The following is a 13916-nucleotide window of genomic DNA, read 5'->3' on the forward strand; positions in this document are numbered from 1 at the left end:
GCCTGGCGGCTTTAGCGCGGTGGTCCCACCTGACCCCATGCCGAACTCAGAAGTGAAACGCCGTAGCGCCGATGGTAGTGTGGGGCCTCCCCATGCGAGAGTAGGGAACTGCCAGGCATCAAATTTAGTGTGCTGATATGGCTCAGTTGGTAGAGCGCACCCTTGGTAAGGGTGAGGTCCCCAGTTCGACTCTGGGTATCAGCACCAGTTAAGACACGAGTTCGGTAAAGAAAAGAATTTGCCTGGCGGCTGTAGCGCGGTGGTCCCACCTGACCCCATGCCGAACTCAGAAGTGAAACGCCGTAGCGCCGATGGTAGTGTGGGGTCTCCCCATGCGAGAGTAGGGAACTGCCAGGCATCAAATAAGAGAGAGCCCTTCGCGTATGCGAAGGGCTTTTTTCGTTGTGGCTGCAGAAAACGGAGCAGCGCCTTTTCCGGTTATCATTAGGAAGAAAAAGCGTCGTCGCCTCAGCCTGTGCTCCTGTGCTACCCAGCCCCAGCCCGAAACCCCTTTACTGACCTTTATTCGGGCCATAAAAAACCCGGCACCAGGCCGGGTTGTAAATAGCGAGCAGTAGTGCCGGTCAGTGAATAACCTGAGATAAAAACGCCCGGGTCCGTTCCGATTTAGGATTCGCAAAGAACTCCTGCGGCGGAGCCATTTCAACGATCTCACCGCGATCCATAAAGATCACCCGGTCTGCAACGGTGCGGGCAAAGCCCATCTCATGCGTCACGCACAGCATGGTCATCCCATCCTCTGCCAGACCAATCATGGTATCCAGTACCTCTTTTACCATCTCCGGATCCAGCGCCGAGGTTGGCTCATCAAACAGCATAATTTTCGGCTTCATGCAGAGTGAACGGGCAATAGCAACGCGCTGCTGCTGACCCCCCGAAAGCTGACCGGGGAATTTATGGGCATGTTCCGCAATGCGCACGCGTTGCAGATAGTGCATGGCCAGCTCATCGGCTTCTTTTTTAGGTATCTTTCTCACCCACGTCGGGGCCAGTGTGCAGTTCTGCAGGACCGTCAGATGCGGAAACAGATTAAAGTGCTGAAAGACCATTCCTACTTCGGTGCGCACGCGTTCAATGTTACGGATATCATCGTTAAGGTGAATACCGTCAACAACAATACGTCCCTGCTGATGCTCTTCCAGATGGTTAATACAGCGGATCGTGGTCGATTTGCCGGAACCAGAAGGCCCGCAAAGCACAATGCGTTCACGCGGCTTAACCTGCAGGTTAATGTCTTTCAGTACATGGAATTGTCCGTACCATTTATTCACGTTCTCAAGCGAAATCATCAACGCGTCGGAAGAGTGTGTCATAGAGTCAGTCATGTAAAACCTCAGTGCGATGTACGCCCGGTGTGAAAGCGCTTTTCCAGATACTGGCTGTAGCGCGACATGCTAAAACAGAAGATCCAATAGACCAGTGCAGCGAAGACGTAGCCTTCGGTCGACATGCCCAGCCAGGTGGGGTCCACCGTGGCCTGCTGAACGCTGCTGAACAGATCGAAAAGACCGATGATGATGACCAGGCTGGTATCTTTAAACAGAGCGATGATGGTATTTACCAGCCCGGGGATGGTGAGTTTCAGTGCCTGTGGCAGGATCACCAGCATCTGGGTTTTCCAGTAACCCAGCGCCAGAGACTCAGCCGCTTCATACTGACCTTTCGGCAACGCCTGCAATCCCCCGCGTACCACTTCCGCTACATAGGCGGACTGAAACAGAATGACGCCAACCAGGGCGCGCACCAGCTTATCGATGGTGGTGCCTTCAGACATAAACAGCGGCAGCATCACCGACGACATAAACAGCACGGTAATCAGCGGCACGCCGCGCCAGAACTCAATAAAGATAACCGACAGCGTGCGCACCACAGGCATACGGGAGCGACGGCCAAGAGCCAGCAGAATCCCCAGCGGCAGTGCGCCCGCAATCCCAACCGATGCAATAATCAGCGTCAGCGTTAATCCACCCCACTGACGTGTCTCAACGCGCTCCAGTCCCAGATAGCCGCCATACAGCAGAAACCAGACAATCACCGGATAGATGACGGCCCAGGCAGCAATATAGCGCCCGCGGAAGGGCAGGCTCTTCAGGAACATCGGCACAATCGACACCAGGCCAATGATCAGCGCCAGGTTGATACGCCAGCGCAACTCATGCGGATAGAGGCCATACATGAACTGACCGAAACGGGCATGGATAAAGACCCAGCAGGCGCCCTCTTTCGTACAATCGGCGCGGGTGGAGCCGATCCAGTTAGCCTGAAAGACCAGCCAGTTCAGCGCAGGCGGGATCACATGCCAGATTATCCAGATGCACAACAGCGTCAGTAACGTGTTAAACCAGCTGGAAAAGAGATTTTTACGCGCCCAAAGCCAGGCGCGACTGACCGGCGTCGTCGGGACGGGGGTCGTTTCATGCGTAGTTACAGACATAGTCATCCCGTTCTCTTAACGCTCAACCAGCGCAATTTTGCGGTTGTAGACATTCATAAGCAGTGATATCAGCAGGCTGATGATCAGGTACACGCCCATCGTGATAGCAATCGTTTCGATGGCCTGGCCGGTCTGGTTCAGGACCGAGCCGGCAAACAGCGACACCATATCGGGATATCCGATAGCCGCGGCCAGTGAGGAGTTCTTCACGATGTTCAGGTACTGACTGGTCAGCGGGGGAATAATCACGCGCATGGCCTGAGGAATGATCACCTGACGCAGCGTCACCGGATTCGGCAGACCCAGCGAACGTGCGGCTTCGTGCTGACCGTGCGGTACCGACTGGATGCCGGAGCGAATCACTTCTGCAATAAACGACGAGGTATAGATCGACAGGGCCAGCGTCAGTGCCGCCAGCTCCGGGATCATTACCGAGCCGCCACGGAAATTGAATCCGCGCAGCTGCGGCACATCCCAGTGCGTTGCGGCGCCAAACCCAAGATGCGCCAGAACCGGAAAAAGAATCAGCATCGCAACGGCGGCAGGCCAGGTGCGACGTAACTCGCCGGTTTTCAGCTGATGCTGACGGTTGAAGCGGTAGAGACCATAGCTGATGGCTACGGCCAGAAGCAGCGCGATAACAAACGGCCAGCTCCCCGGAGCATAGGTCGGCCACGGCACATAGAGCCCGCGATTACTGACATAGGCCAGGTCAAACGCATTCAGCGCCTGCCGTGGGCCAGGCAGATTGCGCAATACCGCAAAGTACCAGAAGAAGATCTGCAGCAGTGGCGGGATATTACGGAAGGTTTCGATATAGATGGTTGAGAGTTTCCGCAGCAGCCAGTTATCAGAAAGGCGGGATAATCCCACCGCGAATCCGAGAATGGAGGCGAAAACGATACAGAGTGCCGAGACCAGCAGCGTGTTGGTTAAGCCAACCAGAAACACGCGCGCGTAGGTATCGTCCTCGGTGTACTCAATCAGATGCTGAACGATACCGAAACCGGCAGTGCGCTCGAGAAAGCCAAATCCTGATGTAATGCCGCGATTGGCAAGGTTGATAATGGTGTTATGCACCAGATAACCCACCACACCAAGCACTGCGATAACGGCAATGAACTGATAAATCCAGGCGCGAACCGTGGGATTACCAAATGAAAAATCCCTTTTCACGGTTGGGCGTTGTGACATGTTGAAACCTCAGTAACGAAAGCTGTGGCAGGGCACCGCAGAAGGCGGTGCCCGATTGGCGAGGTCTGTTAACGTACCGGCGGAGCGTACTGAATACCGCCCTGGTTCCACAGCGCGTTCTGACCGCGTGCGATCTTCAGAGCACTGTCTTTACCGACGTTACGATCAAAGCTTTCCTGATAGTTGCCTACCTGCTTGATGATGTTGTAGGCCCACTTATTATCCAGCTTCAGATCTTTACCAAAGTCACCCTCAGCACCCAGCAGATGCGCCATATCTGGCGTGGTCGGCTTGGCTGTCATCTGATCAACATTCTTCGAGTTGATACCCATCTCTTCCGCATTCAGCATAGCGAAGAGCGACCATTTCACGATGGTAAACCAGTCATCATCACCACGACGCACCAGTGGCCCCAGGGGTTCTTTGGAGATCACTTCTGGCAGCACAATAAATTCATCTGGTTTGCCCAGCTTAATACGCAGTGCGTAAAGCTGAGACTGGTCAGAAGCCAGGGTATCACAGCGGCCGCTGTCCAGCGCTTTGGCTGATTCATCTGAACGGTCGAAGGTGACCGGCGTGTACTGCATTTTGTTGGCTTTGAAGAAGTCCGCGACGTTCAGCTCGGTATCGGTGCCTGCCTGAATACAGACGGTCGCGCCATCCAGCTCTTTCGCACTTTTCAGGCCCGCTTTCTGGTGAGTCAGGAAGCCGATGCCGTCGTAGTAGTTCACGCCCGCAAACAGGAAGCCCATGCCGCCATCACGCGAGGAGGTCCAGGTGGTATTACGAGAAAGCACATCCACTTCGCCTGACTGCAGCGCGGTAAAACGCTCTTTCGCGGTCAGTGGGGTGTATTTCACTTTGGTTGCATCGCCAAACACAGCAGCAGCCGTTGCCCGACACACATCCACATCGATACCGGTGAACTTGCCGCTGGCATCCGCATAGGAGAAGCCCGGCAAGCCGTCACTGATCCCACATTGAACAAAACCTTTTTTCTTAATTGCATCCAGTGTGGCGCCGGCGTGTGCTTGCTGAGTAACGGCAACCAGCGAGGCGGCAGCGATCAGCGTAGAGAGCATCATCTTTTTCATAAAGCATCCTGTGTGGCGGGATCGTATTGTTATGTTTGCGCACTTTAGTGTGCGTTTTCCTGTCTGTGGCGGTCAGCCATTCACGACTCTGCAAAGCTGATGCCAGGTTTGCAGGAGCCTGAATTTGTATGAAAGAACAGTTAATAATCGGAAGCACTTAGAAAGTTCCGCTAATATGGCGCACCAAAAGGAAGCAAAGCGAGTCGACCCGATCACATTTAGTGCAAATAGTTTCACTATATGGAAGCAATGTGAGCCTTCGCGCAGGGAGGCATGTATGAAGGAGACACGTTACTTTTTAATGCGCGGAAAGTCACACACCCGGAGCGGAAGGGCGCTGTCAGGGGGCAGGGCATTCAGATCAGCCTGTAATCCCGGCTGGGAGGAGGAAGAAGAGAGGGCGAAATATCACGTCTGCGATTGCAACTATAGTTACCATATGAGAGGCAACTGTTTCATCCCAGAGGTCACCGCTTTGTGCCATACCGCACAAATAAAAACGCCAGCCCGAAGGCTGGCGTGATTAACAGACAGAACTCAGAATCAGTTCATGCCGTATTTTTTCAATTTCTTACGCAGCGTACCGCGGTTGATACCCATCATCAGGGCAGCGCGGGTCTGGTTGCCACGGGTATACTGCATCACCATGTCCAACAGAGGCTGCTCGACTTCAGCCAAAACCAGCTCATACAGGTCGCTCACATCCTGACCATTCAGTTGAGCAAAATAGTTCTTCAGTGCCTGTTTAACCGAATCACGCAAAGGTTTTTGAGTTACCTGATCCTGTGAGTTAACGGTAGAAACGGTCAGTACGTCAGAATTTACGCGTTGTTCGAACATAGTTCTTTCAGCTCTTTATTTCGTTACGCAAGATTTTCGAAGTATGCCTCCAACGCCTCCAGCTGTTCGCTGGCATCCTCAATGGCGTTGAATGTGCGCCGAAACTGGTCATTCGGGGCGTGCTCCTGCAGATACCAGGAGACGTGCTTTCGCGCTATACGGTATCCCTTGCCTGAACCGTAAAAGTCGTGCAGCTCACGTATATGCGAAACAAGCAAGCGCTTGACCTCTGCCAGTGGCAGCGGAGCAAGCAGCTCCCCAGTGTCCAGATAATGCTGGATTTCCCGGAAGATCCACGGTCTTCCCTGAGCAGCGCGTCCTATCATCAGAGCATCGGCCCCTGTATAGTCGAGCACCGCTCTGGCTTTATGCGGGTCAGTTATGTCTCCATTCGCGATAATCGGAATGGAAACACTCTGCTTAACTGTCCGAATGCTGTCATATTCAGCTTCTCCGTTGAACAGGCAGGCACGAGTGCGGCCATGTATCGTCAGAGCCTGTATACCGCAGCGTTCAGCCAATTGGGCAATCGCGACACAGTTCCTGTTTTCAGGATCCCAGCCAGTACGAATTTTCAGCGTAACCGGCACGTTCACTGCATTAACCACTGCGGAGAGAATGGACTCCACCACGGCGGGATATTGCAGTAAGGCTGACCCCGCCATTTTGCGGTTAACCTTCTTGGCAGGGCATCCCATATTAATGTCGATAACCTGTGCACCAGCCTCGACATTAATGCGTGCAGCTTGCGCCATTTCGCTGGGATCGCAACCGGCAATCTGCACGGCGCGAATGCCTGGCTCATCACTGTGAACCATGCGCAAACGAGATTTGTCACTGGCCCAGACTTCGGGGTTCGAAGACAACATCTCAGAAACTGCCATACCTGCGCCCATTTCGTGACACAGCGTCCTGAATGGCCTGTCGGTAATACCGGCCATAGGCGCCGCAATCAGTCGATTTCTCAGCTGGAGGTTTCCAATACGCATGAAGTCAGAATGGCCATACTGTGTCTGCAAGGCGGCGTATATTACGCATTTTTGCAGGAAGATGAAAGGCCAAACTTTGAACAATCAGCAAGAAAGATCAATGAAATCCGGGTGATGATCGGGTGTGTTTTTAATTACACTTTAATATCAATGATTTACTGATTTATGCTGAAATTGTGAACAAAAGTTTTTCCAGAAAAGTACGGCAATTCGCCAGATAAAAAACGTCACATGCCGTGATTAATGGCACAACTCTCCATGCCTGCCTGGAAAAGCCCGCAACTTACGCTGCGGGCTGGCTGATTATGCTGTTTGGCCCCGTTGTGCCGGCTACCGGCACCGCCGTGAGCCAAGGCCGAGGCTGACTTCAGGATTTGATGCCGGTAATCCGGCACCACTCCTCTTTCACCGCAACCGGGTCAAGCGTGAACTGACTTTCATAGGCTTCGCAGACACCTTCCGCCTGGCTCTCCAGCACGCCTGAAAGGCCGAGGTGACCGCCAGACTTAGGCAGCACGCTGATCAGCGGTGCCAGCTCACGCAGCGGACCGGCCAGGATGTTGGCGACCACTACATCCGCCTGCAGGTTTTCAGGCTGCTGGTGGGGCAGATAGAGCGACAGACGATCGGACACGCCGTTGCGCTCAGCGTTATCGCGGCTGGCCTGAATCGCCTGCGGATCGATATCAATACCGATTGCCTGAGCCGCGCCAAGCTTAAGCGCCGCGATCGCCAGGATCCCGGAACCACAGCCAAAATCGATCACCGTTTTGCCCGTCAGATCCAGCCCGTCAAGCCAGGTAAGGCAGAGGGAGGTTGTCGGATGCGTGCCGGTGCCAAACGCCAGGCCTGGATCGAGCATGACGTTGACCGCGTCCGGGTCGGGCACATCGCGCCAGCTCGGACAGATCCAGAGGCGCTCACCGAAGCGCATCGGATGGAAGTTCTCCATCCACTCGCGCTCCCAGTCTTTGTCTTCGATCTGCTCGATCCGGTGACGAAAATCGGCGCCTAACAGCGGATGCTGCGCCAGCTCGGCGGTAATCAGGCTCATATCGGTTTCAGCATCGAACAGGCCGATAACATCGGTGTCGCCCCACAGGCGGGTCTCACCCGGCAGCGGCTCATAAACCGGGGTATCGTGCGTATCCTGGAAGGTCACTGAGACCGCACCGATATCCATCAGGGCATCGCTCAGCGTTTCCGCGTGTTCACCTGAGCTGTTAATTTTGATTTGAATCCACGGCATAACGTTTCTCTTTCCGTCAATGTTGCGGCGCGTCGACCGGTTGCGGCGCGCGTCCAAACAGGTTGCCCACTAAAAATGCCAGAAGGCTCAGAAGCAGGGAGGGCACGATGGGGTGAAAGCCCAGAATCTGCAGTTTCAGGCTCGCCAGAAACGCATAGCAGCCACCACCCACCACCATGCCGGTGATGGCACCTGCGGCATTGGCGCGTTCCCAGTAGAGACCGAGAACCAGCGGCCAGAGGAAGACCGCTTCAAGACCACCAAAGGCCAGCAGGTTAAGCCAGATAATCATATCGGGGGGATTCCATGCCGCGATCAGCAGCAGGAGACCCAGGGCGAAAGTAATGGTGCCAGATAACAGTCGCAGCCGCGCCTCATTTTCCATCTGGTGCGGGGCGACCCGCAGATAGAGGTCTTTGATCAGCGTCGCCGACGCCTGAAGCAGCTGGGCATTAATCGTCGACATAATGGCAGCCATGGGCGCGGCCAGAAACAGTCCGGCCGCTAACGGCGGCAGCACGGTAATCATCAGGGTCGGAATGACGCTGTCCGGCACGGTCAGATTTGGCAGTACCGCCCGGCCAAGCGCACCGGCCAGATGCATGCCCAGCATCAGCACTACCACCACAATGGTGCCCAGAATGATCGCCCGATGGACAGCCTTACTGTCCCTGTAGGAGATACAGCGCACCGCCGTGTGCGGCAACCCGATAACGCCAAAGCAGACCAGCACGATAAATGAGCTGAGGAAAGTTGGGGTGATAACCTCTCCTGGCCCCTGCGGTGAGAGCAGTGCGGGGTCGATGTCATGCAGTTTCTGAACCGCCGTGCTCAGGCCGCCCGCCTGATGAATCACCGCAAACAGCAGCAGGAAGGTGCCAATCAGCATCACAACGCCCTGCATAGCGTCGTTAAGCACGCTGGCGCGAAAGCCGCCAAACGCGGTGTAGAGGGCGATCGTGCCGCCAAAAATCAGCAGGCCGGTGTCATAGGGGATACCGGCAGCGGTTTCGAGCAGCCGCGCACCGCCAATAAACTGTACCGTCATGGCACCGATAAACGCGATCAGCAGGCTCAGACTCGCCAGCCAGATCAGTAGCGGGCTCCGATAGCGCGCATAGAGCATGTCATTCAGCGTGACCGCATTATGCTGACGCGCCAGGATGGCGAACTTTTTCCCCAGCACCCCCAGCGAAAGCCAGACAGCGGGCACCTGCACCATCGCCAGCAGCACCCAGCCCAGCCCATATTTATAGGCGGCACCGGGCCCGCCTATAAATGAGCTGGCGCTGATATAGGTCGTGGTGATGGTCATTGCCAGCACAAATCCGCCCATGGAGCGGCTGCCGAGGAAATATTCCGTCAGGAAACTGCCTTCACGCCGTTTGCGAACGGCAAATACCGACAGTGCGGCGATCAGCACCAGATAGATCAGCAGCGGCAGGATAATTTCACTGTTCATTTTTCTCCTCCAGCGGCATGTCGCGAAAAATCACCCGCACCATCAGCCAGCACAAAAAAATGAAGAACAGGGGGGCAAACAGGCAGGAGAGTTCAAACCAGCGCGGCAGACCGGTGATGCCGGTGTCATTACCACCCAGCCAGGCGGAAAGCCCCCAGACAGCGAGCCAGAGCAGGGTGAGATAGAGCGACCAGCGCGCCTCTTTATGTGCCTGTATAAAACGAGCATCCATGATTCAACCTTAACGCCCAGCGGCAAAAGAAAAAGGCCGGATTAACCGGCCTCTGACTGACTCAGCGTTGCAATTACTTCTCGTGCAAGCCGAGTTTTTTCTCCAGATAGTGGATGTTGGTTCCACCGTGCTGGAAATTCTCGTCGGACATGATTTTCATCTGCAGGTCGACGTTGGTCTTGATACCGTCGATGATCAGTTCCGCCAGGGCATTTTTCATGCGGGCAATCGCCACGTCACGCGTTTCGCCATAGGTGATCAGCTTGCCAATCATGGAGTCATAATAAGGCGGCACGGTGTAACCGGAGTAAATGTGCGACTCCCAGCGCACGCCAAAACCGCCTGGCGCGTGGAAGCGGGTGATTTTACCCGGGCTTGGCAGGAAGGTTACCGGATCTTCGGCGTTGATACGGCACTCGACCGCATGTCCGCGAATGATCACATCATCCTGTTTGATCGACAGTGGCTGACCAGCCGCAATGCGCAGCTGCTCTTTGATCAGATCGACACCGGTGATCATCTCGGTCACCGGATGTTCCACCTGAATACGGGTGTTCATCTCGATGAAGTAGAATTCACCGTTTTCATACAGGAACTCGAAGGTACCTGCGCCGCGATAGCCAATTTCGATACAGGCTTTGGCACAGCGGTTGCCGATAAAGCTGCGCAGTTCCGGCGTAATGCCTGGCGCTGGCGCCTCTTCGACCACTTTCTGGTGACGACGCTGCATGGAGCAGTCACGTTCGCCCAGATAGATGGCGTTGCCCTGACCATCGGCCAGTACCTGAATCTCGATGTGGCGAGGATTCTCCAGATACTTCTCCATGTAAACCATGTCGTTGTTGAAAGCCGCTTTGGCTTCCGCTTTCGTCATGTTGATGGATTGTTCCAGATCTTTGTCGCTGCGCACAACGCGCATACCACGACCGCCGCCGCCGCCGGACGCTTTGATGATGACCGGATAACCAATGCGCTGAGCAAAGGCACGGTTTTTTTCCATATCATCAGTCAGCGAACCGTCAGAGCCTGGGACGGTCGGGACGCCCGCTTTCTTCATCGCGTTGATCGCAGAAACCTTGTCACCCATCAGGCGAATGGTGTCCGCTTTCGGACCGATAAAGATAAAGCCAGAGCGTTCAACCTGCTCGGCAAAATCGGCATTCTCAGAAAGGAAGCCGTAGCCTGGGTGAATCGCCACTGCGCCGGTGATCTCTGCAGCAGAGATCAGCGCCGGGATGTTGAGGTAACTTTTGACTGACTGCGCCGGGCCGATGCAGACGGTTTCGTCTGCCAGCAGCACGTGCTTCAGGTCACGGTCCGCGCTTGAGTGAACCGCAACAGTCTTGATGCCCAGTTCTTTACAGGCACGAAGAATGCGCAGCGCGATCTCACCGCGGTTAGCAATAACAATTTTATCCAGCATGATCTGCCCCGTTACTCGATGATAACCAGTGGCTCGTCAAATTCGACCGGCTGACCGCTTTCAACCAGAATGGCTTTCACCACGCCGGATTTGTCAGCTTCGATCTGGTTCATCATTTTCATGGCTTCGACGATGCACAGCGTATCGCCCGCGTTCACTTTCTGACCGACTTCCACAAAGGCTTTCGCGTCCGGGCTCGGCGTGCGGTAGAAGGTGCCTACCATCGGTGAACGCACGATGTGACCGCTGATCTCAGCCGGTGCGGCTTCGGCAACGGCTGCAACAGGGGCCACAGCGGTGGCCAGCGCAGGCTGTTGTACCGGTGCAGCGTAAGCCTGCTGCATAACCGGGTAACCTGCGTTTGCAGGTGCGCGGCTGATGCGAACGGACTCTTCACCTTCAGAGATTTCCAGCTCAGAAATGCCAGACTCTTCAACCAGTTCGATCAGTTTTTTAATTTTACGAATATCCATGAGTGGGGTTCCGTACTCAGTTTGATTAATTAGTTTGAGACAGGCGTTTTACTGCCGTTTGTAAAGCCCATGTGTAGCCGTCAGCGCCAAGCCCGCAAATCACGCCAGCAGAGACATCAGAAAGATAGGAGTGATGACGGAAGGGCTCGCGTGCATGCACATTGGAGAGATGAACCTCGATAAACGGTATTTCTACCGCTAACAGGGCATCACGCAGTGCGACACTGGTATGGGTAAACGCGGCAGGATTAATGATGATGTAATCCACATTGCCTTTGGCCTCATGAATGCGATCAATAAGCTGAAATTCAGCGTTGGTTTGCAGGTGGCTCAACTCCACATTCAGCTGGTCTGCCTGATGCGTTAAATCGTCAACGATCTGACGCAGCGTGGTATGACCATACTTCTCAGGTTCACGCGTTCCCAACAGGTTCAGGTTGGGTCCGTTTAAAAGCAGAATATGTAATTTATGCGCCATCTTGCTGCCATCTCCCGCAATCATTGAGGCATCGCGTAAAATACCTTGCGAATCTCCATTTGTCACCTTTCACGGTGAAAAAGAAGACCCGACGAGCAATAAAGCCGGGCATTATATCCGTTTCGTGTCATTTCGCAGCAAAATACTGGTCTTATCTGCGAAGATGATCGGATGTGGCCTGCGGGCCACATCTTTTATCAGAAAACAGCAGCGGAAAACAACGGGTGAGAGCCTAGCGGGGCCACCATTTGAGAAACTTTTTGTAACGCCAGGCTAACAGTATCGCAGCAAGCAGGGCGTAGATAAGTGGCTGGGGTGACAGGATTTTTACCGACCAGATATAGTGAACCGGCACCAGGATCGCGACAAGATAGACCGCGTTGTGCAGGGTTTGCCAGCGTTTTCCCAGCCTGCGCTGCGCGCGCTGAAACGAGGTCACCGCCAGGGCCAGCAGGATAAACCAGCTGATGATGCCCAGCGTGAGATAGGGACGGGAGATCAGCTCGCTGCCCAGCAGACGCAGATTGTCCACACCCAGCTCCAGCAGGTAATAGCTCAGCAGATGAAGAGAGGCCCAGACAAATGTCCAGACGCCCAGCAGGCGGCGGGTGCGGATTAGCAGCGGCTGCCTGCCGTAACGCGCCAGCGGTGAGACCAGCAGCGTTCCCAGCAGCAGTTTCAGCGCCATTCGTCCGGTAAAATGCTGAATATCTTTCGCTGGATCGGCACTCAGCCCGCCCTGCATCGCGGCAAAAATCAGATAAACCAGCGGCAGCAGGGCCGCCAGATGCAGGATCACCTTTAAACCGGTTATCTGTTTTAACGACAGGCGCACCACCTAGTAGTTCTCCCGTAGATCGAGACCGCGATAGAGCGAGGCGACCTGCTCGCCATAGCCATTAAACAGCAGGGTCGGCTGACGCTCGACCTTCAGGCTGCCGCCAGGGCCGATAAAACGCTCGGTGGCCTGCGACCAGCGCGGATGATTAACGTGAGGATTCACGTTGGCGTAAAAACCATACTCATCAGCGGCAATCTGGTTCCAGGTCGTCGGCGGCTGATTGCTGGTCAGCGTGATTTTTACGATCGATTTGATCCCTTTAAAGCCATATTTCCACGGCACCGTCAGGCGAATCGGTGCGCCATTCTGCGGGGGCAGCGCTTTGCCATAGACGCCGGTCGTCAGTATCGTCAGTGGATGCATCGCCTCATCCAGACGCAAACCTTCGACATAGGGATAGTTGAGACCACCGCCAATAAAGCGATCTTTCTGGCCCGGCATCTGCTCAGGATCGTAAAGCGTCTGAAAGGCGACGAAACGCGCTTTGCTGGTAGGTTCGGCCAGCGAAATCAGCTTGTTCAGTTCGAAGCCAATCCAGGGCACCACCATCGACCAGGCCTCCACGCAGCGCATGCGATAAATCCGCTGCTCCATGGCGAACCGTTTAAAGATCTCATCCATATCCAGGGTCACGGGCTTAGCCACTTCCCCATCGATGGTCAGCTTCCAGGGCTCGGTTTTCAGCGTGCCGGCATTGGCGGCCGGATCGGCCTTATCCAGACCAAACTCATAGAAGTTGTTATAGCCGGAGACCTTATCCGCCGGGGTCAGGGTCAGATCGGCCTGATACTGCGCCGGTTTAGTAAAGTCCAGCGGGCGGCCTGCCGGCGCTGGCGGGCGATCGTTTCCCTTGAACCAGCTGAGAATGTCGGCGTTTGCCACGCCAGGCACGCCGATGGCCGCGGCGCTCAGCCCCAGCGTTTTCAGCACCTGGCGGCGCTTCATATTAAAGATGCTTTCCGGCGTAACGTCGGCTTCAGTCAGGCAGGGTGTACGTTTCATGGGCCTTCTCCAGACAGATTCTTATCGACCAGCATGATGACTATCGCTGATGTCGGCCACTTTCGCTGCGAAAATGTGAAATTTCCTGGCTGGGCGGGGCGATGAGAATGCACTGAAAAGTGCCGGGGTTCACGTCAGCAAGACAATCCCGACGATATACTTCGGCTTCTGGCGTTCGGGCACT

At 55.0% G+C, this 13916-nt stretch carries 14 protein-coding genes, 1 tRNA gene and 2 rRNA genes; 3 read left to right on the forward strand and 14 right to left on the reverse strand.

Translation table 11 applies throughout. From position 1 onward, the window contains the following. The first annotated feature begins 1 nt into the window (after position 1). From rrf (AC1V0D_RS15565) to rrf (AC1V0D_RS15575), 3 genes are all read left to right on the forward strand, one after another. Positions 2 to 117 (forward strand): 5S ribosomal RNA (gene rrf, locus AC1V0D_RS15565). Positions 118 to 131: 14 nt separating this feature from the next. Beyond that, positions 132 to 207: transfer RNA gene (locus tag AC1V0D_RS15570), tRNA-Thr, on the forward strand. A 34-nt stretch (positions 208 to 241) separates the two neighbouring features. Further along, a 5S ribosomal RNA gene (gene rrf / locus AC1V0D_RS15575) occupies positions 242 to 357 on the forward strand. A gap of 227 nt (positions 358 to 584) precedes the next feature. On the opposite strand, the gene AC1V0D_RS15580 is transcribed toward rrf (AC1V0D_RS15575), so the two are convergent. The 14 genes from AC1V0D_RS15580 to msrP all read right to left on the reverse strand — a co-directional run bounded on the left by AC1V0D_RS15580 (position 585) and on the right by msrP (position 13732). Next, positions 585 to 1346, reverse strand: coding sequence for an amino acid ABC transporter ATP-binding protein (locus AC1V0D_RS15580; protein ID WP_009087542.1), 762 nt, complete (start codon positions 1344 to 1346; stop codon positions 585 to 587). 8 nt (positions 1347 to 1354) lie between these two features. Continuing rightward, positions 1355 to 2455 carry an amino acid ABC transporter permease gene (locus AC1V0D_RS15585; protein WP_009087540.1) on the reverse strand — a complete coding sequence of 367 codons (1101 nt, stop codon included), beginning with the start codon at positions 2453 to 2455 and terminating at the stop codon, positions 1355 to 1357. A gap of 15 nt (positions 2456 to 2470) precedes the next feature. Beyond that, positions 2471 to 3649 (reverse strand): amino acid ABC transporter permease, encoded by a 1179-nt coding sequence (locus AC1V0D_RS15590; RefSeq protein ID WP_046102627.1) that lies wholly within the window; start codon positions 3647 to 3649, stop codon positions 2471 to 2473. Between the two features lie 68 nt (positions 3650 to 3717). Next, positions 3718 to 4743 carry an amino acid ABC transporter substrate-binding protein gene (locus AC1V0D_RS15595; protein ID WP_009087536.1) on the reverse strand — a complete coding sequence of 342 codons (1026 nt, stop codon included), beginning with the start codon at positions 4741 to 4743 and terminating at the stop codon, positions 3718 to 3720. A gap of 543 nt (positions 4744 to 5286) precedes the next feature. After that, entirely contained in the window at positions 5287 to 5583 is a 297-nt protein-coding gene (gene fis / locus AC1V0D_RS15600; RefSeq protein ID WP_003855228.1) for a DNA-binding transcriptional regulator Fis, read from the reverse strand. A gap of 23 nt (positions 5584 to 5606) precedes the next feature. After that, positions 5607 to 6572, reverse strand: coding sequence for a tRNA dihydrouridine synthase DusB (gene dusB / locus AC1V0D_RS15605; RefSeq protein WP_009087532.1), 966 nt, complete (start codon positions 6570 to 6572; stop codon positions 5607 to 5609). A 367-nt stretch (positions 6573 to 6939) separates the two neighbouring features. Next, positions 6940 to 7821 carry a 50S ribosomal protein L11 methyltransferase gene (gene prmA / locus AC1V0D_RS15610; RefSeq protein ID WP_111209016.1) on the reverse strand — a complete coding sequence of 294 codons (882 nt, stop codon included), beginning with the start codon at positions 7819 to 7821 and terminating at the stop codon, positions 6940 to 6942. A 16-nt stretch (positions 7822 to 7837) separates the two neighbouring features. Further along, positions 7838 to 9283, reverse strand: a complete 1446-nt coding sequence (gene panF / locus AC1V0D_RS15615) for a sodium/pantothenate symporter (protein ID WP_046102624.1) — start codon at positions 9281 to 9283, stop codon at positions 7838 to 7840. Beyond that, positions 9273 to 9515: a YhdT family protein gene (locus AC1V0D_RS15620; RefSeq protein ID WP_009087527.1), complete on the reverse strand. Its 243-nt coding sequence runs from the start codon at positions 9513 to 9515 to the stop codon at positions 9273 to 9275. Before AC1V0D_RS15620 ends, panF begins: the two co-directional genes overlap by 11 nt. A gap of 73 nt (positions 9516 to 9588) precedes the next feature. Continuing rightward, entirely contained in the window at positions 9589 to 10938 is a 1350-nt protein-coding gene (gene accC / locus AC1V0D_RS15625) for an acetyl-CoA carboxylase biotin carboxylase subunit (RefSeq protein ID WP_009087525.1), read from the reverse strand. Between the two features lie 11 nt (positions 10939 to 10949). Further along, positions 10950 to 11411 (reverse strand): acetyl-CoA carboxylase biotin carboxyl carrier protein, encoded by a 462-nt coding sequence (gene accB, locus AC1V0D_RS15630; RefSeq protein ID WP_009087523.1) that lies wholly within the window; start codon positions 11409 to 11411, stop codon positions 10950 to 10952. A 25-nt stretch (positions 11412 to 11436) separates the two neighbouring features. Continuing rightward, entirely contained in the window at positions 11437 to 11889 is a 453-nt protein-coding gene (aroQ, locus tag AC1V0D_RS15635; RefSeq protein WP_009087521.1) for a type II 3-dehydroquinate dehydratase, read from the reverse strand. Positions 11890 to 12121: 232 nt separating this feature from the next. Next, positions 12122 to 12724 (reverse strand): protein-methionine-sulfoxide reductase heme-binding subunit MsrQ, encoded by a 603-nt coding sequence (gene msrQ / locus AC1V0D_RS15640; RefSeq protein WP_140924845.1) that lies wholly within the window; start codon positions 12722 to 12724, stop codon positions 12122 to 12124. Positions 12725 to 12727: 3 nt separating this feature from the next. Continuing rightward, positions 12728 to 13732, reverse strand: coding sequence for a protein-methionine-sulfoxide reductase catalytic subunit MsrP (msrP, locus tag AC1V0D_RS15645; RefSeq protein ID WP_482907740.1), 1005 nt, complete (start codon positions 13730 to 13732; stop codon positions 12728 to 12730). Between the last annotated feature and the right edge of the window lie 184 nt (positions 13733 to 13916).

Source organism: Pantoea sp. PA1 (genome assembly GCF_056856975.1).